Genomic DNA, 20,609 nt, shown 5'->3' with positions numbered 1-20,609 from the left:
ATCTCTAGCAGTAATAAGCGCGAATTCATATAAAAACAATTGACTATTGATTATGGTAATACAAGGGCAACTTTATATAGTTAAGGGCAATGAGCCGATACTGCTGGATGACCTAGATAAGGTTTGGGTAATCCAGTGTGGGTCTATGGCGTTGTTTGCCGTTACAGTTAAAGATGGTGTTATAGAAGGCACTCGCCGTTATCTATGCACGATGAAACAGGGTGAAGCACTTTTTGGAACATCTGTCAATTCTTCTGATCCACAACGCCAGATTTTGGCAGTACCGATTGGGGAAACGCAACTGCTACAAGTGCATCAGGAATGTTTCTCGCAGCTGTTAAGTAATGCAGATGCAACGGCGATTGCCTTCGGCAGAGCTTCGCTTAACGCTTGGGTAGAAAGTTGGCTGTTGCAACTTGGCAGTACACTCTCCCATGTTGCGACGCCAGCAATTGCAGTGAGGGCTTCTGCACCAGCACGATTTTCTTTGAACAATGGTCAGACTTTCCAACCTGAATCAGATGTCGTTTGTTGGGTACAGCTGACTCAAGGACTTGTCCGTTTTTTGGGGTTTGAAGAACTGATTTTGACAAGTGCGGCACAAACTTTTCCCCTCAATGACAAAATGTGGTTAGAAGCTGTAGAGGGGGTTCAGCTTGCTACTGTGACCACTTCAGAAATTCGAGACCCAGATATTATCAAAGCAGGGCTATCCCAGTTTCATACTCAACTCCTACACTGCATTTACCTGCTGGATGAACGGGAAGCCCAAGAAGAACTACAGCGTCTGCGCGATCGCCAACGTCTTAATCGTCAAGTCACAGCGGAAGCTCTAGGGGAACTAGCATCCACCCTGAATTATCAAGATGGGAACTTTTTCCTAGAAGGTACACCTTTGTTAGTTGCTGCTGGTGCAGTGGGAAGAGCTATGGGGGTAAAAATCCGCCCTCCCGCTCGTTCAGAAAACCTCAAGCGGGTCAAAGAACCACTCGAAGCAATTGTCCGGGCTTCGCGCATCCGGATGCGGCGAGTTTTGTTGCGGGACAACTGGTGGGAGAAAGATTGCGGTCCAATGGTTGCTTATACGCAGGAAGAAAACCGACCAGTGGCGCTGCTGAGCGTTTCTGCAACTTCCTATGAAATCTTTGACCCCATTGAGCAAACCCGCGTGAGGGTGGATGAACGCATAGCCGCAACGTTGGCTCCAATCGCTTATATGTTTTATCGGTCTTTGCCCGATAAAGCTCTCAAAGCTTTGGAGCTACTCCAGTTTGCACTGAAAGGACGTGGCAAGGAACTGCTTGTCATTTTAGTTACAGGCATTGCCGTCACGCTTTTGGGGATGCTCACACCTCAAGCGACTGCAATTCTTATGGACAATGCGATTCCAGATAGTGACAGAGGATTATTGCTACAGGTAGGATTAGGGCTGCTGGCTGCTGCTTTAGGCACAGCTGTATTTCAGCTAGCTCAAGGCTTTGCTATCTTGCGTTTGGAATCAACTTCTGACGCTTCCACTCAAGCGGCTGTCTGGGATCGACTGCTGAACCTACCAGTATCTTTTTTCCGCCAGTACACAACAGGTGACCTTCAGTCTCGCGTATCTTCAATTAGTACGATCCGTCGCCAACTCAGTGGTAGGACTCTCATAAATCTGATTACTAGCCTCTTTGCATTATTTTACTTGGGGCAGTTGTTTTACTACAATTTCAAATTAGCCCTAGTTGCTGTTGCTGTAGCAATAGTCGCGATCGCTGTTACGACAATCTCTGGTATGCTCCTCCTGCGTAAAGTACGTCCACTGCTGGAATTACAGGGAAATATTTTTGGACAAACGGTGCAATTAATTAATGGCATTTCTAAATTGCATATTGCTGGGGCTGAGGAACGCGCCTTTGCCTGTTGGAGTAAAAACTACAGTCGGCAAGTTAAACTTGAATTGAGCACACAGCAAGTTGAAGATATTGTTGCACTTTTCAATACTGTAATGCCGACACTGACTTCTGGAGTACTTTTTTGGTTTACCATCAGCTTGCTTGAGGAGGCTCAGACTTCAGGAGGTATCGGACTATCCCTTGGCACCTTCCTCGCTTTCAATACAGCCTTTGGCAATTTTATTCAGGGAGCCACAAACCTGAGCAATACAGTTACTGAGGTTTTGCAAGTCATTCCTCAGTGGAAACGCTCCCAGCCAATTCTAGGAAGCATACCGGAAGTGGATCTGAGCAAAGCCGATCCTGGTAAGCTCATCGGTAGAATTGTTGTGGATCGTGTTACTTTCCGCTACCGGAGTGATGGACCGCAGACGCTGGATGATGTAAGTATTTATGCAGAACCTGGAGAGTTTATTGCGTTGGTAGGAGGCTCTGGCAGTGGGAAATCAACCATATTCCGATTATTGCTGGGATTTGAAACTCCAGAAGCTGGTAGCATTTACTACGACGGTCAAGACCTGTCTGGGTTAGATGTTGACGCAGTGCGCCGTCAATTGGGTGTTGTTTTGCAAGGTGGTCAGTTAACATCAGCTTCCATTTTTGATAATATCGCTGGTGGTGCTCAAATTACTTTGGATGAAGCCTGGGAAGCAGCCCGGATGTCTGGGTTTGCTGATGATGTTGCAGCCATGCCAATGGAAATGCATACAGTAATTAGTGAAGGTGGTGGCAATCTTTCTGGAGGACAACGGCAGAGGTTACTCATTGCTCGCGCTTTGGCATTGAAACCCCGAATTTTGCTATTCGATGAGGCTACTAGTGCTTTAGATAACAAAACCCAAGCAATTGTCAGTGAAAGTTTAGAAAAGCTACAAGTAACCCGGATAGCGATCGCCCATCGACTTAGCACTATTCGCAATGCCCATCGCATTTATGTACTCCAAGGTGGTCGAGTTGTACAACAAGGCAATTTTGAGGAATTAACTTCTCAGGAAGGATTGTTTGCCCAGTTGATGGCTCGACAAATGGCTTAATTGACACAGCCTGAATGACAAAGTAGCGCAGGTGTTATCTAGTTCAGAAGTCTGCTTACGAAACAATAACCTTTTTAAGGTAAGGTGGGCAGTGCCTATCTAGCCCTGTCAAGGTGGCTCATAAAATTTTGATTCAGGCAGGAATTCCTCATCTTTACTCTCTGCGCCCTCTGCGTACTCTGCGGTTCCAAAGTCATTTATTTAACCGCTGAGGCGCAGAGAACGCAGAGGGAAGAGGTGAGAGGGCTATTGATTGCCTGAAGTTTTTATCCACCTTGACAGGGCTAGCAGTGCCTATCCTAAAGAAATAACAAGCTTTTTAGGCTATGATTTTCTCGGCGGAGATGCTGGTGCAAGATATAGGAAACATAAGTGACTGAATCTAGTAGCAATGTAATTAACCGAGTCATGGAGGCGATCTCAGCCAGCCGTGAGGTGACAGATCGTCAACTTAGTGCTTTGGCTGCGACAGTAGAGCGAACTAGTCAGAATATTGACCGCATAGGTCAGAATGTTGACCGCACTCTAGAAGGGATGCAGCAGACTACTGACCGAATTGAACGTCACGTCAACGATGCCGTGTCAGGGATGCGGCAGTCTGCTGACCGGATTGAAATCCAGGTCGGATTGATGTCCGAGCATCTCACCGCAATCGATATCAAAATCGAGCGGTTGGGTGACAAAATTGATGGACTAGCTGACCGCATTAGTGAACTCACCAGCGCCGTGAATGGTCATTTAGAAGTAGCTAAGCAGCAAGCACTTAACATTGGTGAACTTACCAAACTCGTTGTGGCTCAAACCAACACGGTTGCCATGTTTATTAGTAGAACTAGTTGAGAGTGCAGCAACTTTTGAAATCTTTCTTCTGCTTGTGGAGGGCAAACGCATTAAAATTTGTCAAAAATGAACTTGACAAAAATACGTAGACATGGATGAGATGCAGACCTGAAAACCGTGTATCTTCTAGATTTCCCAAAAAATCGCTTCCTCTAGAAACCAACAGCTTGGTCGAAACGCAACATTTCCAAACTGCGATCGCCATAAACTCCCTCTATTTGCTGGTGACAGCAGTCTATGGCAAAATCGTTTAATTCTTCTGGTTCTATACCGTACATATCCTGAAACACTTCTGTTTCCACCCGACAGAAGCGCGGGCGATTTGGGTAGATACGGCACTCCCGATTCTCCTTGTCGTAATTCACACACCACCCGTCGTCACCTACCATACTCAGGTAAAGTTCCAATTCTTTAGGTGATAGATACTCATCCAGGTCTGGGCGCTCTGCTGGGTCGAGATAACAGCACGCTCCACATTGCTTCACACATTGCCAAGTTGCCACTATTAAAACCTTTATTTTTTATTTCTTATACTTTTATTAAGTTACTTAAAGTCTACCGCCAAATGCCAGATATGATTATTTCCAAGTATTACACCTGTATTTAATCTCTTAGGTCAATTGGGAGGAAAAATGGAAGCTTTAGCCAATATTAACTGGGAAGTGATTTTCCAGCTGACATCTGTTGCACTCATTATGTTAGCCGGTCCTGCGGTAATTTTTGTTCTAGCATTTCGCAACGGTAACCTTTAATAGTAAGATAACCCCCGGCTGTAGCAGAATGGCACGAAAAAAAGGCAGAGAGCAGGGGGCAGCTATGCTGAAGGATGTAGAGGAATATGGTTTTAAGTTTTAAGTTTATTAATACTTGCCACCATAATCTTCTGCATTTCTTCAACTTCATTGCTGACAGGAGCGAATAGGTGATCGGTACTCACGGCGGGGCAACAACGTATTCAAAATCTCTACAGTTAACCAATCGAAAAAAGGGGTAATTCTTCTTGTTGTAAGCGTTGAAACGCGCGGAATAGCACGACGGATGACTCGTAATGTCCCTGTAAAACTTAGACGTAATGGTGGAACATCAGCAGCGATCGCAGCCTTGTTGCATTAACACTCTTACTCACCAATGCCCCAACAACCAACCATACACCTCTTGCACAACCTCCCGTGGCTTTTGGGCACGGACATGAGTTTTTCGCCCCAAAAGGTGCGGAATTGAGTTAGCAAGAATTATACCGTGCGCGAGTCATTGCATAAAATAGGGGACATTATCGCAAAGCCTCATTTTTTTCTCCTTTCCAGGTAAGCCAAACCTTGCCCATCCAAGCGTACATAGCGATCGCTATCGACGTGCTGATAAGATTGAATAGTTAAGCATAAAGTCTGAATTCTTGGAAAATATAATAACATGACTGAGACTGCGGAAAAACTTAAGCTTGAACTTTCTCAACTCTCTCTACAAGAACGTGCTGAACTTGCACACTTTTTGATTCATTCTTTAGATGAAGGTGTAAATGATGATGTAGAGGCTGCTTGGGATACAGAATTAACCAAACGGTTGGAAGATATTCATCGCGGAACGGCGATTGGCGAACCCTCAGTTCAAGTGTTTTCCCAGTTACGCGAGAAGTATTCATGAAATTTATCGTTATCCATACTGAAGCTCGAAAGGAGTTCGACGTGTGCGATTGCTTACTATGAAGAGCAAAAAGTAGGCTTGGGACTTGATTTATTATCTGAAGTAGAGAAAGTTATTGGGAAAATTCAACAAAATCCCAATGTAGGAACGCCATCCAAAATCACAGGGGTACGCCGTTACACTATTCAACATTTTCCCTATCTCATTTTTTATACAGAACTTGAAGAAGTGATTTGAGCGATCGCGATTGCACACGGAAAGCGCAAACCGGATTACTGGAAAAAGCGGAAAATGGAGATGTAATACCATTTTACCAAATGATAGCGATCGCGAATGCTAACGCGCCCCTCACCCCTATCCTCGATATGTAATTATTTGGGCATCGCAACGCCCAGAGCACGCAACCCAAAACCCGTATCAAAGGGTTAAGCTAAAGCCTAGTCAAGGAATTCGATATCATTGTGGGATGAAATCCGCTTTGTGAGTAGATTGTGGGGAGATGTCGTTTAAGGCATATTTGTCACTCTTTCCTACAGCAGTTAAACTACCCTACTGTATGCGCTTGCGTAACAACAGTATTCTTACATAAGATAAGTTAAGATCTATTTTTATTTTACAGAAAATTTCTAGTGGTTAACAAAGGTCGTAAATTCAGAGCCGTTATACTTACAGTTCTAAGTATGCTGGGGACTGTCAACTTATCTTTGTTAACAAATACAAAAATGCTAGCTCAGGCTCAGTCTTACTCAACAACAATTTCTCCGTGTGTAGAAATAAAGATTGAACTGTATATTAGACAAACAAGGAATGGTTCACTTTCTGCTTTCAAAAAGCTAGTAGAATGTAACTCCAAAGCAGTACCCTACCTCATCAAAGACCTCAACAATCCGGATGGAACTGTTCGCTTTATTACAATTTCTGTACTTGGTGAAATTGGTGTAAATGCAGCACCAGCATCACGTTACTTAAGCGCATCACTCAACAATCCTAGTAAGGATCTTCGATTTCTGACTGTCCATACATTAGGAAAAATTGGTATCGGAGCAAAAGAAGCTGTTCCAGCATTAATTGCTGCCCTCAAAGATCGAGATAGTGAGGTCAGATCCGGCGCTGCTGAAGCTTTGGTAAATATTGGCACAGGGTCAAAAGAAGTGGTTCCGGCATTAATGACTGCCCTCAAAGATAAAGATAGTTCTGTCCGCTTTGGAGTTGCTGAAGTGTTGGGAAAAATTGGCACGGGGTCAAAAGAAGTTGTTCCGGCATTAATTAATGCCCTCAAAGATAAAGATAGTTCTGTCCGCTCTGGAGTTGCTGAAGTGTTGGGAAAAATTGGCACGGGGTCAAAAGAAGTGGTTCCGGCATTAATGACTGCCCTCAAAGATGAAGATAGCTCTGTCCGTGATAGCGCTGCTGATGCGTTGGGAGAAATTGGCATAGGGGCAAAAGAAGCTGTTCCGGCATTAATGACTGCCCTCAAAGATGAAGATAGTTCTGTCCGCTCTGGAGTTGCTGATGCGTTGGGAGAAATTGGCATAGGGGCAAAAGAAGCTGTTCCGGCATTAATGACTGCCCTCAAAGATGAAAATAGCTCTGTCCGTAATAGCGCTGCTGAGGCGTTGGGAAAAATTGGCACAGGGGCAAAAGAAGTTGTTCCGGCATTAATTGCTGCTCTTAAAGATGAAGATAGTTCTGTCCGTGATGGCGCTGCTGAGGCGTTGGGAGAAATTGGCATAGGGGCAAAAGAAGTGGTTCCGGCATTAATGACTGCCCTCAAAGATGAAGATAGCTCTGTTCGTGATAGCGCTGCTGATGCTTTGGGAAAAATTAGCTTTGGGGAACAAGATGCATTTCTGATTACTGTTATTCAAGATAGTTCTATCCGCGATAGGGATGCTGAAGCCTTGAGAACAATTGGCACAGGAATAAAAGAAGCTGTTTCGGCATTAATTATTGCCCTCAAAGATGAAGATAGTTCTGTCCGCTCTGGAGTTGCTGATGCGTTGGGAGAAATTGGCATAGGGGCAAAAGAAGCTGTTCCAGTATTAATGACTGCCCTCAAAGATGAAGATAGTTCTGTCCGTAATAGCGCTGCTGAGGCGTTGGGAAAAATTGGCACAGGGGCAAAAGAAGTTGTTCCGGCATTAATTGCTGCTCTTAAAGATGAAGATAGTTCTGTCCGTGATGGCGCTGCTGAGGCGTTGGGAGAAATTGGCACAGGGGCAAAAGAAGCTGTTCCGGCATTAATTGCTGCTCTCAAAGATGAAGATAGTGATGTTCGCTCTAGCGCTGCTTATACGTTGGTAAAAATTGGCACAGAGGCAAAAGAAGTTGTTCCGGTATTAATTGCTGCTCTTAAAGATAGCAATCGTCATATTCGCCATAAGGCTACTAAAGCGTTAGGAAAAATTGGCACAGAGGTAAAAGAAGTTGTTCCGGTATTAATTACTGCTCTCAAAGATGGAGATAGTGATGTTCGCTCTGGAGCTGCTTATGCTTTGGGAAAAATTGGTATCAGGGCAAAAGAAGTTGTTCCGGCATTAATTACTGCCCTCAAAGATGGAGATAGTGATGTTCGTTTTATGGCTGCTGGTGCGTTGGGAAAAATTGGTATCAGGGCAAAAGAAGTTGTTCCGGCATTAATTACTGCTCTTGAAGATGATAATTATGATGATTATAGGATATTCGGCTATATGGCTATAAGTGCTATTGCTAGAATTAGGGGAAACTTAAAATATGCATCTACTAATTTGATTGAAGCTCTAAAACTAAGTAAATATGATAGTGTCTTTTCTGATAGTTTGATTGTTTCTTCTCTAGTTCAAATTGGTAAAGACGCTGTTCCAGTTGTCATTACAGCTCTTCAAGATAAAGATGATATTGTCCGTTATGAGGCTGCTGGAGTATTAGGACAAATTGGTACAGCAGCAAAAGAGGCACTGCCTGAACTTACTAACGTTTTCTTAAATAGAAAGAATGTAAATTATGTTCGTTATCAAGCTTTACGGGCTATAAACACGATTGCCCCTGATAAGAAGATTCTCTCCGTTGTAAACATATATGGGGATAATTTTATGCTCTCGCCTTATTATGGAACTGGAAGTAGAGCGAGTAAGGTAAGGAAAGTAACAAGAAATTACTTAGCTGCCCAACCACTTGTAGTATGTAAAGTTTCAATAATACGAACTTTACTTCCTTGGAAATGTCCAGACGAGAAGCTGACTGAAAATATAGAAACACAGGTTGATAAAAAAACAGATAATCCTCAGCCACAAAAAAGATTATAACAGATGAATAAAAATCACAAGCCTTTGTAAAAATAATTTTAATTTTACTAATGGAAATTGATGAAATATCAACCTCATCCCACTAATTTAAAAAGCAAAAACTTCAAGGAAAAAGATTTTACAGGAGCAGACTTTAGCCATGTCGATATTCGGGGTGCAGATTTTAGTAACGCTGTTTTGATTAGTGCAAATTTCTGCAATTCTAAAGCAGGCTTACCAAATTTCTGGGTTATTAGCCTGACAGGATTGTCAATTATTATGGCATTATTGGCTGGATTAGTTTCAGGGTATGCTGCTGCACTCATAGGGGATTTGTTGAGTAACAATAGTTATGGATTCTACTTTTTCGGGTTATTCTCTTTAATCACTTTAGCAATTTTTTTAACTATTATTTTCTGGCGTGGGCTAGGAGTAATGCTGGCAACACTAGCTGAGGTATTAGCTTCTTGTTTAATTGCAGCAGTTGCGTTTTTCCCAAACAAAGAACCTGAAATATTTCTTACCATCAATGCACAATTTACAGCGATCGCTTTAGCTGGTGCAATGGCTAGTGTTATTAATATGGCTGTAGCTGTGGCTTTAGCAAAAGTCATAGCTATGCCTCTGGCTACAACTTCCACTGGATTGATAGGTTTTGTCGGTATTATGCTCGGTGTTTCACTGGGAGTTAGGTCAAATGAATTAATTTACATTCAAGCAGGCTTAATTGCTTTATTATCAATTACAATCGGTAGTTCTGTTGGCAAGGAAGCTATAAATGGAAATACAAAATATCAACTTATTCGTTCGCTAACAGTTGGTATTGTTGCTTATGGGGGAACAAGTTTTCGTGGTGCCAACTTAACAGATGCAGACTTTACCCAAGCCACTCTCACAAGTGTAGATTTCAGAGAAGCTAATCTCATCCGTACCTGTTGGTTTCAAGCTAAAAATTTAGAACAAGCTCGCGTAGAAGGCACATATTTAGAACAACCAAATGTACAACATTTAGCAATCACCAAAGACGGCAGAGGAGAAGAGTTTAATAATCTAAATTTGAGGTATCTTAACCTTAAAGATGCCAATTTACAAGATGCCAGCTTTATCAGCACAGATTTAAGTGAAGCTAATTTGCAAAATGCTAATTTATTTGGTGTCAAACTGGCTCAGACTCAGCTATATCAAGCCAACCTTACAGGTGCTTGCTTAACTGGAGCATATATTGAAAATTGGGGTATTTCCACTGATACTCAACTTGACGGGATTCAGTGCGATTATGTATATATGCGACTACCAACACCGGATGATCCCGACCCTTGGCGTAAACCTGATAATCGACAAGAGACCTTCAAATCAGGAGACTTTGCTGATTTTATTGCTCCCATTATTCAAACCCTTGATTTGTACAAAAGTCAAAATGTAGATCCGCGTGAAGTTGGGAAAAAGTTTAAAACTCTTGACCTATTTCACTATGAAGGTATCGATCCAACTGCTGCTGCCATTGCCATCACTCAGTTAGCAGAAAGTCATCCAACAGCAGATTTGGAACTGGTAGCACTAGAGGGAAGAGGACAAGAAAAAATTCGATTGCAAGCAATAGTTTCAAATAACGCTAATTCCTCTGAACTCAATCAAGAATATTTTCAAAAGTACACAAAAATTCAATCTTTATCTTATACTGATTTACAAGCAATGCTGGCAGGAGTAGCAGAAAAAGATGAAAGGATTCGTAGTTTAGAAAAATTGCTGTCAGATGCCATGCAACAGCCCAAGTTTTTCGCACAAACTTATCAATCTCATGGAGAATTTATTATGTCTAAACGTGAAGAAAATATTAGTAAAGGAAATTTAAATATAAGTGGCACTCAAGGAAATATTAGCGGTGTTGTCGCAACAGGTGAAGATTCATCTATGACTGGAGTTGCAATGGGTACGATTAGTGGTGATGTTACCAATACCATTAATCAATTACCTGACTCTGATGAACCGGACAAACCTGGAATTAAAGAAATTCTAACCGACCTGCAAGCCTCTATTGAAGCTGATACTAGTCTGAGTGAAGAGGACAAAGCCGAAGCTTTAGAACAGGTTAAAAAAATTGCAGAAGCAGGTCAAAAGCCAGAAGAGGGGGCTATGCAGAAAATAGCTAAAAATGCGTTGACATTCTTGAAAGGATTAATTGTAGATCTACCTTCTACAGCAGAACTCGTTAAAACCTGTGGTAATCTCATACCTGTTATTAAACAGTTTTTCGGCTTGCCATAATGTAACTTTTTAAGCTATCCATTACCTGCATCTTTCTTAACAATCACAAAACTCTTATAAGAAGGGGTTTTATCAGAAAAATGGGCTATAGGGGTTGACAAAAATAGAATGTGTGGGAAGCGGAAAGTGTTGATTGGGAAAAAGAAAGCGATCGCTATGTTACTAATAAGCATAGTGTCTGGAGAGGAAAGCAAACGCAAACAAGCGGAATACTTTAACCTAGGTTACAGCCTTATCCTTCCTTAGCATCTTCTTTATTCTCATCAACCAATCCCTTTAGCTACACTTCGTCTTCTATCTACGGATATTGTCCTTGATTCATCAAAACTTGCCGTTGAAGTATGCGATTAGGAACATTAAACTGAAGCAACCTTACAGTCCCTTGACCAATCTGAGTTCTCCCTTCTATTCTCCCATCTTCAAGATAGAAATGTTCATCCCAAACCTGACGACGAGGATTAAACAATGGGACAATTTCTTTAGTAACTTGGTCTATGGTGGCGAAATCCGAACCTTTATGACGGTTGCACGATAAACATGAAAGTGCTAGATTGTCGGCGGTCGTTTCACCTCCATGCTTTACGGCAATAATATGGTCTACTTCATGGGTATAAATTGAAAAATCTTAATGAATTAAGCAATATTCACAGCATCCAGATGCTCTTGATATAACTAGCTTACGTAGTTCGGCAGGAATTGAATTAGAAGTCATTTGTTAAATTCTAGTGGAGGCTCGTGCTTTTAGTAAAATCATCATATGTTCTAATTGCTCGTAAACATCTAATTCTACTAATTCCATTGGACTGAGTATTGCAGAGCGATTTTTTTCTAATAATGCTTGCAGGCGTGTTTGAGCTTGTAATGAAACTTTAAAAGTCATAATTTCTTCTGGTGTTGGACGCTTAATTAAAAAGTCCAGAACTTCTTGATAAGCGGCGGGAATGTCTGTAGTCTCAGCTAGAACTGGTGACTGATAATTAGTTGGTAAATTAGATACGTCTAACAATCGCCAAAGCAATTCGGGTAAGCGATTTTGCAAAGGTTTTAAACGTTGAGCCAGTTCATCAGGAATTTGAATTGTTAATTCTGCCATTGCGATCGTGCTATCCGGCTTGTCTCGTATCCAAATTATAGCTCAATACTATATAGTACGTTCAACTGATAACGCGTGAAAAGCTGCTTGAATAAGACAAGCATATTGAGGCTGAGAAATATCAACTTCTCTAGCCTCTTGACGACTTGTTCCCAATAAGCCAGTAGATTGTCCCAACGGAACAGCTAAGATAACCTTTTCAGGGTACATAATTCTTAATTCAGGTAGAGCAGAGTTTTCATAAATACCGCAGTCATAATAACGCTCGTTAAACTCAAAAGAAGTTCTTGCTGGAGTGGCTTGAGTGACCGAATATTGGTTTTGACTTGGGAGTCTTACACCCAGTAGCTCCAACTCAATGTTTATCTGACCGTTAAACTCATTTTCTCTCAGTTTATAAGCAATATCGACTTGTGACGGTAGGGGAAAATAGTCGCGCCATCGCCAAGCGATCGCTTTGATTCTGTACTGTTGATTGTTAATTGTTTGACTTACTGTTAGTTTAACGTGACTTTTGCCCACAATTTCCTGCTCAACAACGCGGACATTCGGCGTCCAAAGTATGGGGTCTGGGTTGTCAATACCGCAGGGTTCCAAAACATTCATCTGTTGGTAGAAATGGCGATCGATTTGATTTAAATTGACTTGAGTATCAATTTTGACTAAAGGTTTAAGGTGCTGTTGTTCGAGGCACTGATTTGCAAACTCGCTGAGACGCGATCGCAGAGCCACCAAATTTTCCGTTAGCAGAGAGAAACCTCCCGCCGCCTTGTGTCCGCCAAATTTACCGAGCAAGTCACGACAAGAATCTAACGCTTCAAATACGTGAAATTCCGGTATTCCTCGTGCCGAACCGCGAATATGCTCTTCCCCTTCATAAGTGCCGATAAAGACTGGAGCACCATAGCGTTCCACCAAGCGAGAAGCAACGATACCAATCACCCCATGATGCCATTCAGGTTGTACGATCGCCAACACGCGCTCTTCTGGAAGAGAGGCAAGATATTCTGCTTCTACAATTGCTATTGCCTCTTTTTCAATTTGCTCGCACATTTCTTGACGCTGGCGATTGATGTCTTCGCATTGCATTGCTCTTTCCAACGCTATTCCCATATCGTCAGTTGTCAGCAATTCAATCACAATTTCGGGATCGGCAAGACGACCAATCGCATTAATTCGCGGACCGAGGCGAAAGCCAATATCTTCTGGCTTGAGGGATTTTGGATTTTGGATTTTAGATTTTGGATTTTGGATTGAGGATTGAAGATTAGTTATCACCTCTGCTCCTCTGCTCCCCTGCTCCCCTGCTCCCTTGCTTCCCCCCCCAGTCCCCAGTCCCCTCACCTGCACTCCAGACATCTGAATAAGTGCTTGCACTCCAGCAAGTTTGGATTTGGGTAATTGCTGCAAACCATTTTTCACCCAATGGCGATTCACACCTGTTAAAGGTGCTAAATCTGCAATGGTTCCTAGTGTAAACAGTTCGAGAAGTGGATCGAGTATGCTGCTCTGAGCTTTTCCCAATTGATGTGCCAGGGATACCGCTAAAATATAGGCAACGCCAACTCCAGCCACACCTCGGTAAGGTGAGGATTCATCTATAAGTTTGGGATTGAGGATGGCATGAGCTGGTGGTAATTGCTGGGGAATATCGTGATGGTCGGTGATTATAACTTTTAGACCTAGTTCTCTAGCTCTAGCAATTGGTTCAAATGCTGAAATCCCATTATCTACAGTCAAAACCAAACTGACGCCTTCACTATGGAATTCTTCAATGATGCGTTTGTTGATGCCATATCCCTCATGCATCCGACTAGGAATGGCGTAATTGACTCGAGCACCCAACCATCGGAGACTGCGTAAAAGTAACGCAGTGCTTGTCATACCATCAGCATCATAATCCCCGCAAATAGCTATTTTTTCTTGCGTGGCAATGGCTTCTTGCAATAACTCCAGAGATACAGCTAAGTCGGGGAAGTCTTCTAAGGGCGAAGGTAGTGCCAAGTACTCCAGATTTAAAAAAGCTTGTGCTTGTTCTGGTGTTTCAATTCCTCGATTTATGAGAAGTTGGTTAATCAGAGGAGGTAAATTCGTAATTGCTGCGAGCTTTTGTGCTAAGTCATTTTTCTGAGGGTAAATTTGCCATCGCTGTGATGGTAGTTTTTGCCCGAGACGAGAAAATTTAGGAATAGACTGATCTAGCACAATAAAAAATTATGAATTATGAATTCTAAATTATCATTCATAATTCATAATTTACCATTCATAATTTAAAGAATGTTAACGCGCCCATCGTCGCGAATATACACGGAGCGATCGCCAGGGGATTGCCTACTAGGACGAAGTTCGACTCGCAACGTACCAAAATTTGGTTTGGAGACAATAGCTTTCAAAGGTCGTCCAGTGTCATCCCAAAATACGACAGATATGTTGGGTTCCGTACCATCCCCCTGTTCTAAGCGTATTTGCTGTCCTGACCGTATGGAAATTTGACCAACACCATAGGGCTTTTCTACTTGGATTAATCTTGATGTAGCATTTAACACTTCTACTCGCACGTGCTGACCGGGTGTAAATTCAATTGGACTTCGACCGCAGTGTGAAGCACAAGTTCCAGCGAGCGTAATGGTGTTGTGGTCAGTTCCTCCTAAAAAAAGAGCCATTCCTAATAAAGTTACAGATAAAAACTTAGACATAGAATTAAGTTGATGCAGCTTGGTAAAATTATGTAAATTTTGATACCTAAGCCTAACATCACAATCTGTATTTTGAGTAGTGCCTGTATGACACTTTTGTGACTTACAGCAGTTTTCACTTAAATGAACCACACCGTTTGTAAGGGCGCAATGCCTTGCGCCCCTACATCTGTGGTCTATTTACCTGAAAATGGCTGTAAATTAGTCAGATCCCCGACTTCTTGAAGGATACATCTGGCGATGGGGGGTGACACCCCCTATTGACGAGAAATAAGCTATTTTAGCGCCATTTCAGGACGCGATCGCATTCTGAGTATCGTCTTGAAACGCCTATAAAATCGTTAGGGTGAGGGGTCAGACCCATCATTCGCCAACAGCATCCTTGAAGAAGTCAGGGATCTTGTAGAGTATTCACCTTCGTTTCCATGCTCTGCACATTGGTGACAAGTTAAAAACAAGTAAATTTTGTCAACACATCCAAATATAGAAATAAACTAATAAAAGAATGATAATCAAAAAATCAGAGGTAGCCATCGCCTACCTCTCGCAACCCATAGTGGAGCAATTTCTTACCGAGCGCGGTTTAGGACTCTCCTCAGAGAAAATAGCCATCACTCATATCAGCAATGACTTTGACGTTTTCAGGTTGAAAGCCTCATTATTTTGAGTTAAGAACAATTTCAACTTCCAATTGCTCAATTCGTTGCTTCAGCCATTCAGAAAACAAGTAAGAAATAATTTTTGAACGGGTAATATTATTTAATTGTGGTTGAATGATTTCCTCAACCACAATCAAATGTACTCCCTGGGAGGTAACAATTGGTTTAAGAATCTGGGGCGGAGTTGCTGCAAATACAGCGGCTGATATTTCTGGTTTTAAATCTGTGCGATTCAGTATTCCTTTATATCCTCCAGAGCGGCGAGCTTCAGTATCCTGAATATATTGGTGGGCAACCTCAGGAAAACTTATTTCACCTTCAGTAATTGCATAAAAGAGTTCCATCGCGAGATCTGGCTCATCCAAGACCACTTCATACGCGATCGCTTGTGTATAATCCAACTGATGTTCAACAAAAAACTGTTCAACTTTGTCGGCAAATAAGTGTTCTGTCAACTTTGAAGAAATGACAGTATGATAAACCAACTCTTCAAAATCATCTAATGATAGAGTATGTTTTTGTAACCAGAGCCAAGTGGCGTCAGCACTCTGAAGATTGCTCATTAACCGCAAGTTGTCTGCTGTCTGCTGAAGTTCTGATGGCTCTGCTTTAATGCCTGCTTCTTGTGCTGCACTCACAATAATTTTGCGAGTGAGAATACTCTCAACAATAGTAGGAATTTGGCAAGAAAGTTTGATTTGATGAATAATTTCGTCTGAATATATAGTGGAAATTTGCGACATATCTTATCTACTTATTAACAGTTAAGAACAGGTTTTCTAGAGTTTCAAACCACCTTTTTGCAACTTTTTAAACGGGTCTAGCACAAAGTCAACAATGCGACGCTGCCGAACAATGACTTCAGCCGTTGCTGTTTGACCTGGTGTTAAGGCAAGACGTTTGTTTTCAGTTTGGATATAGGTTTGTGGCAATTCAATTTCTAGTTCAAAATTTTCAACCTTTTCTTGAGCAGTCTCGACAACTTTAGAGTCAGGAGAAATCCAGCGAAGCTTGCCTTCCACCACTCCATAATCTTGGAAAGGATAAGCATCAAATTTGAGTTTTACAGTTACCAGTTTTGATGAGATTGAGTGACCACAGGAAAGTAGGCTCGGAGTTCGACTGCAAATCGCGAATAGTAATGCTGCAATCCTTGGTGCGATCGGTTCCTTTCTCGATAGTTTCGCGTTTCTGCCGAGTGGAAAGTCCCATCTCCTTAAGCAAGCGGTTAATGTGGCAAGCGCTAACCTTAATTCCTTGTTCTTTTACTAGATGCTTGCTTAACCATTGCGCTGTCCAACGTTCAAATGTATAACCATACTCACGCGGACTATGGCTTGCTAGTTCTTTCAAGCGAGCGAGATACTGCTCATTAACAGCCTTGGGGCGTCCCATCGGGCGATCGTTCCAGTGGTGAGCGTTACCTGCTTGTGCCATTGCAATCCAGTATCGTGCTGTCTCTTGCGAACACCCCAGAGCTTCACAGATTTGAGCCTGAGATTGACCAGCATTTGCCAGCAACATAATTTCAATACGACGGCGATATTCTAGGCGCAAATCTGTTTCTAAACTTTTTAGCAGCAATTTTCGTTGAAAAGGTGTTAAGTAAAGATTTTGATTTTCCACAGCGATTCCTCCTAGTAAAACTTGTTGGACTGGATGTTCCTCTGGATGCTCCTTGTGAACCATCGCCTATTTATCAGAATCAAAAGTCCTGGAATTCCACAACTCTTTACAATAGTTCACAGTAATATTGAAAACCCTAAGAATTATGGCTTTTCAAACGGTGATGCAGTGACGGAGAAAAAGCAACACCATCTATAGCAACCGCCAAGGCGGTTAGGACGCCAAACGCAAGACGTCCTCAATGGCATCTCGTAAACAATCAAACTGCCCTAGTTTTTTACGGATTCGACTCTTTAACCAAGACCAACATTTTTCAATTAAGTTTAGATCTGGAGAATAAGGGGGTAAGTACAATAGCTGACAACCAGCATTTTGAATCAATTCTTGAATACGACCACCTTTATGAAATGTGGCGTTATCCATTACCACAACTTGTCCTGGTTTAAGTGTTGGAAGCAAACAAGTCTCCAACCAAGTTTCAAACACTGTTCGGTTACACGCCCCTTCAACAGTAAAGGTCGCTATCAGATTTTGAGCGCAAAGTGCTGCAATTATGTTCACCCGACCTTCACGTCGCCCTGATTTAAGTGCATGGAAGCGCTCCCCTTTTTCATTCCAACCGTAATCATATGCGTCGCGGCTATCCATCCCAGACTCATCAACGTACACAATTTTTTCCTGGGGTAGGGTGGACAAATGCGTTATGAACGCCTGTCGTTTGTCTTCATCACGCTCACGGTAGCCATATGTCTTTTTTTTCGAGTAAAACCAATTTTCTTCAGGGCCCGTGAGATTGTGCGATCGCTAATCTGATCGTCCCAAAGTTCTGCCATCTCAGCTTGGGTTTTATCCCCATGCGTCAGAGCGAACTCACGAAACTTCTCCCAGTCAGTGATGCATGTGACTATTACCAGGAGGCTGATTGGGTAAGGCTCGGAAGTCACCTGTTTCGCCTTGTCGCTTCAGCCATAAATCTAACGCAAGTGCGACTGATGTTGAATAGAAGACTTGCTTCAGTTTTCTTCAGTCCATCAAGTTCAATGGCTTGGATGACTTTTTGACGAAGATCATAACTGTAAGGTTTGGGCATAGGTCAAAGTGATCGCTGTACCACAAAAGGGGCTACTTCTAGTATATGTCCTAATCGCCTTGGCGATTGCTATATATATGCAACATATGAGAGGTGAGCCGATGAAACAGCAATGTAACTATTTGTAACTATTTCAAGCAATTTTACGGTAAGTTTCCTGTCTATTGTGAAGGTTGTAGTTCACTTGAGTGCTGTTTATTTAGGGAACGCAATGTTTAGGTGTAGGCAGCGTTGGCGATCGCAATTGGGACTAGGGAGTTGGTTAGTGGTGGGTAGTACGCTCGCCTCTGTTAATAGCACTTTTGCCCAGATCGTACCTGATGCTACTCTACCCAATAATTCTCGTGTCACTCCCTCTGGCAATACCAGCATTATTGAGGAAGGAACCAAGGCGGGAAGCAACTTGTTCCACAGCTTTGAGCAGTTTTCTGTGCCTACTGGAGGTACAGCCTTCTTCAACAATACTGCGGATATTCAGAACATTATTAGCCGGGTGACGGGTAAGTCAGTCTCGAATATTGATGGTTTGCTCCAAGCTAACGGCACAGCTAACCTGTTTCTGCTCAATCCTAATGGCATTATCTTTGGACCGAATGCCAGTCTAGATATCGGTGGTTCGTTTGTGGGGAGTACGGCGAGTAGCCTGAATTTTGCTGATGGGACTCAGTTCAGTGCGACTGCTCCCCAAAGCACACCCTTGTTGACTGTTAGTGTTCCAATAGGTTTGCAATACGGAGGGAATGCGGCGGGCATCCAAAATCAATCCCAGGCGACCAATAGTAGTAGTGAATTTGTAGGTTTACAGGTTCAGCCAGGTAAAACCTTAGCGCTTGTGGGCGGCGATGTAGGTTTGGATGGCGGCAGTTTGAGTGCTCTGGATGGTCGAGTGGAGATAGCAGGTGTGGGGGGACCGGGAGCGGTAAAGCTTTTTGTTGATGGTAATGGTCTGCGTTTGAGTTTTCCTGATGTGGTGGCACGAGCTAATGTGTACCTCGACAATCGTGCTGAAGTGAATGTCCGCGCCTCTGGTGGCGGTAGTATTGCTATCAATGCTCAGAACTTGAATCTGACGCAAGGAAGTAAACTGGAAGCCGGAATAGCGTCGGGGTTAGGTTTAGGTGACACTAAAGCAGGCAATATTGAGATTAATAGCACTGGTAATGTCTCCTTTGATGGAGAAGGGAGTGGTGCATACAATCAGGTAGAATCAAACGCTATTGGCAACGCAGGCAACATCAATGTCACGGCAGTTTCACTGTCTGTCACCAATGGAGGTGAATTAAATACGAGTACTGGAGGACAAGGAAATGCGGGCAATGTGAACGTTAACGCTCGTGATAAAGTCTCCTTTGTTGGGGAGAGCCCCAATAATCGTTCCAGCCGTGTCTACAGCCGGGTAGAAGAAAAAGGTGTGGGGCAAGGAGGTGATATTTATATTAAGACAGGGTCGCTCTCAGTGAGTGATGGCGCTTTCCTAAGTGCTATTACCTTAGGAATAGGGGACGCAGGCAACGTGACTATTGATGCCCGCGATACAGTTTCCTTTGTTGGGACGGGTCCTCCTGCTGACAATTATTTTCCTAGTGGTGCTTACGCTTCAGTGTACATAGATGCCAGGGGTCAGGGAGGTAATGTCAATATTACGACAGGTTCGCTCTTCGTTACCAATGGTGCTCAGTTGAACACGAATACTAGAGGACAAGGAAATGCGGGCAATGTGAATGTTAACGCCCGTGATACAGTCTCCTTTGTTGGGGAGAGTCCCAATAATCGTTCCAGTGGTGCCTACACCTGGGTAGGAGACGAAGGCGTGGGGCAAGCGGGTAATATCTATATTAAGACACGGTCGCTCTTAGTGAGTGATGGCGCTTTCCTAAATGCTAATACTGAGGGGTATGGAAATGCAGGCAATGTAACTATTGATGCCCGCGATACAGTTCGATTTGATGGAGCGGGTCCTCCTGCTGACGATTTTTTTCCTAGTGTTGCTCAAACTCAAGTGAACCCAGGTGCCAGGGGTCAGGGGGGTGATATTTACATCTCGACAGGGTCGCTTGAGGTCACAAAAGGTGCTTTCCTGAGTGCCAGGTCCCTTGGAATAGGGGACGCAGGCAACGTAACCATTAACGCCCGCGATAAAGTCTCTTTTGATGGAGTGGGTAGAAATCGTAGATTCTACCCCTACCTAGGCAGCGGTGCCTACAGCCAGGTAGATAAAACAGGTGTGGGGCAAGCGGGTGATATTTATATCTCGACAGGGTCGCTTGAGGTCACAGGTGGTGCTTACCTAAGTGCCGGTACCCTTGGAAAAGGGGACGCAGGCGACGTAACTATTAACGCCCGCGATAAAGTCTCTTTTGATGGAGTGGGTACAAACGGAATATCCAGTGGTGCTTACGGTCAGGCGCGATTTCTTAATACTCAAGGCAGGGAGGTAATGTCAATATCACGGCGGGGTCGCTCTCGGG

16 protein-coding genes and 4 pseudogenes are annotated in these 20,609 nt (G+C 43.0%); 9 read left to right on the top strand and 11 right to left on the bottom strand.

The annotated features are described in order from the left end of the window. Nucleotides 1-52 precede the first annotated feature (52 nt). Both WA1_RS23630 and WA1_RS23625 read left to right on the top strand, forming a co-directional pair. Nucleotides 53-2,968 carry an NHLP bacteriocin export ABC transporter permease/ATPase subunit gene (locus WA1_RS23630; protein ID WP_026134322.1) on the top strand — a complete coding sequence of 972 codons (2,916 nt, stop codon included), beginning with the start codon at nucleotides 53-55 and terminating at the stop codon, nucleotides 2,966-2,968. 372 nt (nucleotides 2,969-3,340) lie between these two features. Then, entirely contained in the window at nucleotides 3,341-3,808 is a 468-nt protein-coding gene (locus WA1_RS23625; RefSeq protein WP_017740083.1) for a hypothetical protein, read from the top strand. Between the two features lie 152 nt (nucleotides 3,809-3,960). Here the strand turns inward: WA1_RS23625 and WA1_RS23620 are convergent, their stop codons facing one another. After that, nucleotides 3,961-4,311: a YkgJ family cysteine cluster protein gene (locus tag WA1_RS23620; RefSeq protein ID WP_017740084.1), complete on the bottom strand. Its 351-nt coding sequence runs from the start codon at nucleotides 4,309-4,311 to the stop codon at nucleotides 3,961-3,963. Between the two features lie 129 nt (nucleotides 4,312-4,440). On the opposite strand from WA1_RS23620, the gene psb30 reads away from it, so the two are divergent. After that, the gene (gene psb30, locus WA1_RS23615) at nucleotides 4,441-4,560 is read left to right on the top strand and encodes a photosystem II reaction center protein Ycf12/Psb30 (RefSeq protein ID WP_017740085.1); all 120 of its coding nucleotides are present in this window, start codon (nucleotides 4,441-4,443) and stop codon (nucleotides 4,558-4,560) included. Nucleotides 4,561-4,778: 218 nt separating this feature from the next. Here the strand turns inward: psb30 and WA1_RS55260 are convergent. Then, nucleotides 4,779-5,020: pseudogene (locus tag WA1_RS55260) on the bottom strand (IS4 family transposase); the annotation flags it as partial. Between the two features lie 71 nt (nucleotides 5,021-5,091). Next, complete coding sequence (locus WA1_RS60150) at nucleotides 5,092-5,220, bottom strand: hypothetical protein (RefSeq protein WP_017740086.1); 129 nt, start codon at nucleotides 5,218-5,220, stop codon at nucleotides 5,092-5,094. Here WA1_RS60150 and WA1_RS23610 point away from each other — a divergent pair. From WA1_RS23610 to WA1_RS23595, 4 genes are all read left to right on the top strand, one after another. After that, nucleotides 5,219-5,449, top strand: coding sequence for an addiction module protein (locus WA1_RS23610; RefSeq protein WP_017740087.1), 231 nt, complete (start codon nucleotides 5,219-5,221; stop codon nucleotides 5,447-5,449). The two genes, WA1_RS60150 and WA1_RS23610, sit on opposite strands and share 2 nt — an antisense overlap. A gap of 78 nt (nucleotides 5,450-5,527) precedes the next feature. Then, the gene (locus WA1_RS58765) at nucleotides 5,528-5,686 is read left to right on the top strand and encodes a hypothetical protein (protein WP_017740088.1); all 159 of its coding nucleotides are present in this window, start codon (nucleotides 5,528-5,530) and stop codon (nucleotides 5,684-5,686) included. A 485-nt stretch (nucleotides 5,687-6,171) separates the two neighbouring features. Then, nucleotides 6,172-8,733, top strand: a complete 2,562-nt coding sequence (locus WA1_RS23600; protein ID WP_158516682.1) for a HEAT repeat domain-containing protein — start codon at nucleotides 6,172-6,174, stop codon at nucleotides 8,731-8,733. Between the two features lie 60 nt (nucleotides 8,734-8,793). After that, nucleotides 8,794-10,977, top strand: a complete 2,184-nt coding sequence (locus tag WA1_RS23595; protein WP_017740091.1) for a pentapeptide repeat-containing protein — start codon at nucleotides 8,794-8,796, stop codon at nucleotides 10,975-10,977. Nucleotides 10,978-11,275: 298 nt separating this feature from the next. Here WA1_RS23595 and WA1_RS53125 read toward each other — a convergent pair. The 4 genes and pseudogenes from WA1_RS53125 to WA1_RS23580 form a co-directional block, all read right to left on the bottom strand. After that, nucleotides 11,276-11,689 (bottom strand): annotated as a pseudogene (locus WA1_RS53125) (HNH endonuclease). A 3-nt stretch (nucleotides 11,690-11,692) separates the two neighbouring features. Further along, nucleotides 11,693-12,070 (bottom strand): hypothetical protein, encoded by a 378-nt coding sequence (locus WA1_RS23590; protein ID WP_017740093.1) that lies wholly within the window; start codon nucleotides 12,068-12,070, stop codon nucleotides 11,693-11,695. Between the two features lie 48 nt (nucleotides 12,071-12,118). Further along, nucleotides 12,119-14,275 carry a single-stranded-DNA-specific exonuclease RecJ gene (locus WA1_RS23585; RefSeq protein WP_017740094.1) on the bottom strand — a complete coding sequence of 719 codons (2,157 nt, stop codon included), beginning with the start codon at nucleotides 14,273-14,275 and terminating at the stop codon, nucleotides 12,119-12,121. Between the two features lie 65 nt (nucleotides 14,276-14,340). After that, nucleotides 14,341-14,766: a hypothetical protein gene (locus WA1_RS23580; RefSeq protein WP_017740095.1), complete on the bottom strand. Its 426-nt coding sequence runs from the start codon at nucleotides 14,764-14,766 to the stop codon at nucleotides 14,341-14,343. 505 nt (nucleotides 14,767-15,271) lie between these two features. Here WA1_RS23580 and WA1_RS57200 point away from each other — a divergent pair. Then, nucleotides 15,272-15,433, top strand: coding sequence for a hypothetical protein (locus WA1_RS57200; protein ID WP_017740096.1), 162 nt, complete (start codon nucleotides 15,272-15,274; stop codon nucleotides 15,431-15,433). Here the strand turns inward: WA1_RS57200 and WA1_RS23575 are convergent. The 4 genes and pseudogenes from WA1_RS23575 to WA1_RS53120 form a co-directional block, all read right to left on the bottom strand. Beyond that, the gene (locus tag WA1_RS23575) at nucleotides 15,425-16,168 is read right to left on the bottom strand and encodes a peptidylprolyl isomerase (protein WP_017740097.1); all 744 of its coding nucleotides are present in this window, start codon (nucleotides 16,166-16,168) and stop codon (nucleotides 15,425-15,427) included. The genes WA1_RS57200 and WA1_RS23575 overlap by 9 nt on opposite strands. A 36-nt stretch (nucleotides 16,169-16,204) precedes the next feature. Continuing rightward, nucleotides 16,205-16,492: pseudogene (locus WA1_RS23570) on the bottom strand (beta-barrel domain-containing protein); the annotation flags it as partial. Continuing rightward, nucleotides 16,476-17,114: a helix-turn-helix domain-containing protein gene (locus WA1_RS23565; RefSeq protein WP_017740099.1), complete on the bottom strand. Its 639-nt coding sequence runs from the start codon at nucleotides 17,112-17,114 to the stop codon at nucleotides 16,476-16,478. The pseudogene WA1_RS23570 and the gene WA1_RS23565, both read right to left, overlap by 17 nt. Before the next feature lie 150 nt (nucleotides 17,115-17,264). Then, nucleotides 17,265-18,141: pseudogene (locus WA1_RS53120) on the bottom strand (IS630 family transposase). Nucleotides 18,142-18,352: 211 nt separating this feature from the next. Here WA1_RS53120 and WA1_RS23550 point away from each other — a divergent pair. Further along, nucleotides 18,353-20,609, top strand: a 2,257-nt coding sequence (locus WA1_RS23550) for a two-partner secretion domain-containing protein (RefSeq protein WP_201789115.1), incomplete at its 3' end; no start/stop codon positions are given.

It is taken from the genome of Scytonema hofmannii PCC 7110, from assembly GCF_000346485.2.
GTDB lineage: Bacteria > Cyanobacteriota > Cyanobacteriia > Cyanobacteriales > Nostocaceae > Scytonema > Scytonema hofmannii.
This window is presented reverse-complemented; position numbering and strand designations above follow the sequence as displayed.

Bases quoted from the DNA above. Each gene is read 5' to 3' on its own strand.
- WA1_RS23630 (WP_026134322.1), top strand. From the start codon at position 53: ATGGTAATACAAGGGCAACTTTATATAGTTAAGGGCAATGAGCCGATA.
- psb30 (WP_017740085.1), top strand. From the start codon at position 4,441: ATGGAAGCTTTAGCCAATATTAACTGGGAAGTGATTTTCCAGCTGACA.
- WA1_RS23610 (WP_017740087.1), top strand. From the start codon at position 5,219: ATGACTGAGACTGCGGAAAAACTTAAGCTTGAACTTTCTCAACTCTCT.
- WA1_RS60150 (WP_017740086.1), bottom strand. From the start codon at position 5,220: ATGTTATTATATTTTCCAAGAATTCAGACTTTATGCTTAACTATTCAA.
- WA1_RS23600 (WP_158516682.1), top strand. From the start codon at position 6,172: ATGCTAGCTCAGGCTCAGTCTTACTCAACAACAATTTCTCCGTGTGTA.
- WA1_RS23595 (WP_017740091.1), top strand. From the start codon at position 8,794: ATGAAATATCAACCTCATCCCACTAATTTAAAAAGCAAAAACTTCAAG.
- WA1_RS23590 (WP_017740093.1), bottom strand. From the start codon at position 12,070: ATGGCAGAATTAACAATTCAAATTCCTGATGAACTGGCTCAACGTTTA.
- WA1_RS23580 (WP_017740095.1), bottom strand. From the start codon at position 14,766: ATGTCTAAGTTTTTATCTGTAACTTTATTAGGAATGGCTCTTTTTTTA.
- WA1_RS57200 (WP_017740096.1), top strand. From the start codon at position 15,272: ATGATAATCAAAAAATCAGAGGTAGCCATCGCCTACCTCTCGCAACCC.
- WA1_RS23575 (WP_017740097.1), bottom strand. From the start codon at position 16,168: ATGTCGCAAATTTCCACTATATATTCAGACGAAATTATTCATCAAATC.
- WA1_RS23565 (WP_017740099.1), bottom strand. From the start codon at position 17,114: ATGGTTCACAAGGAGCATCCAGAGGAACATCCAGTCCAACAAGTTTTA.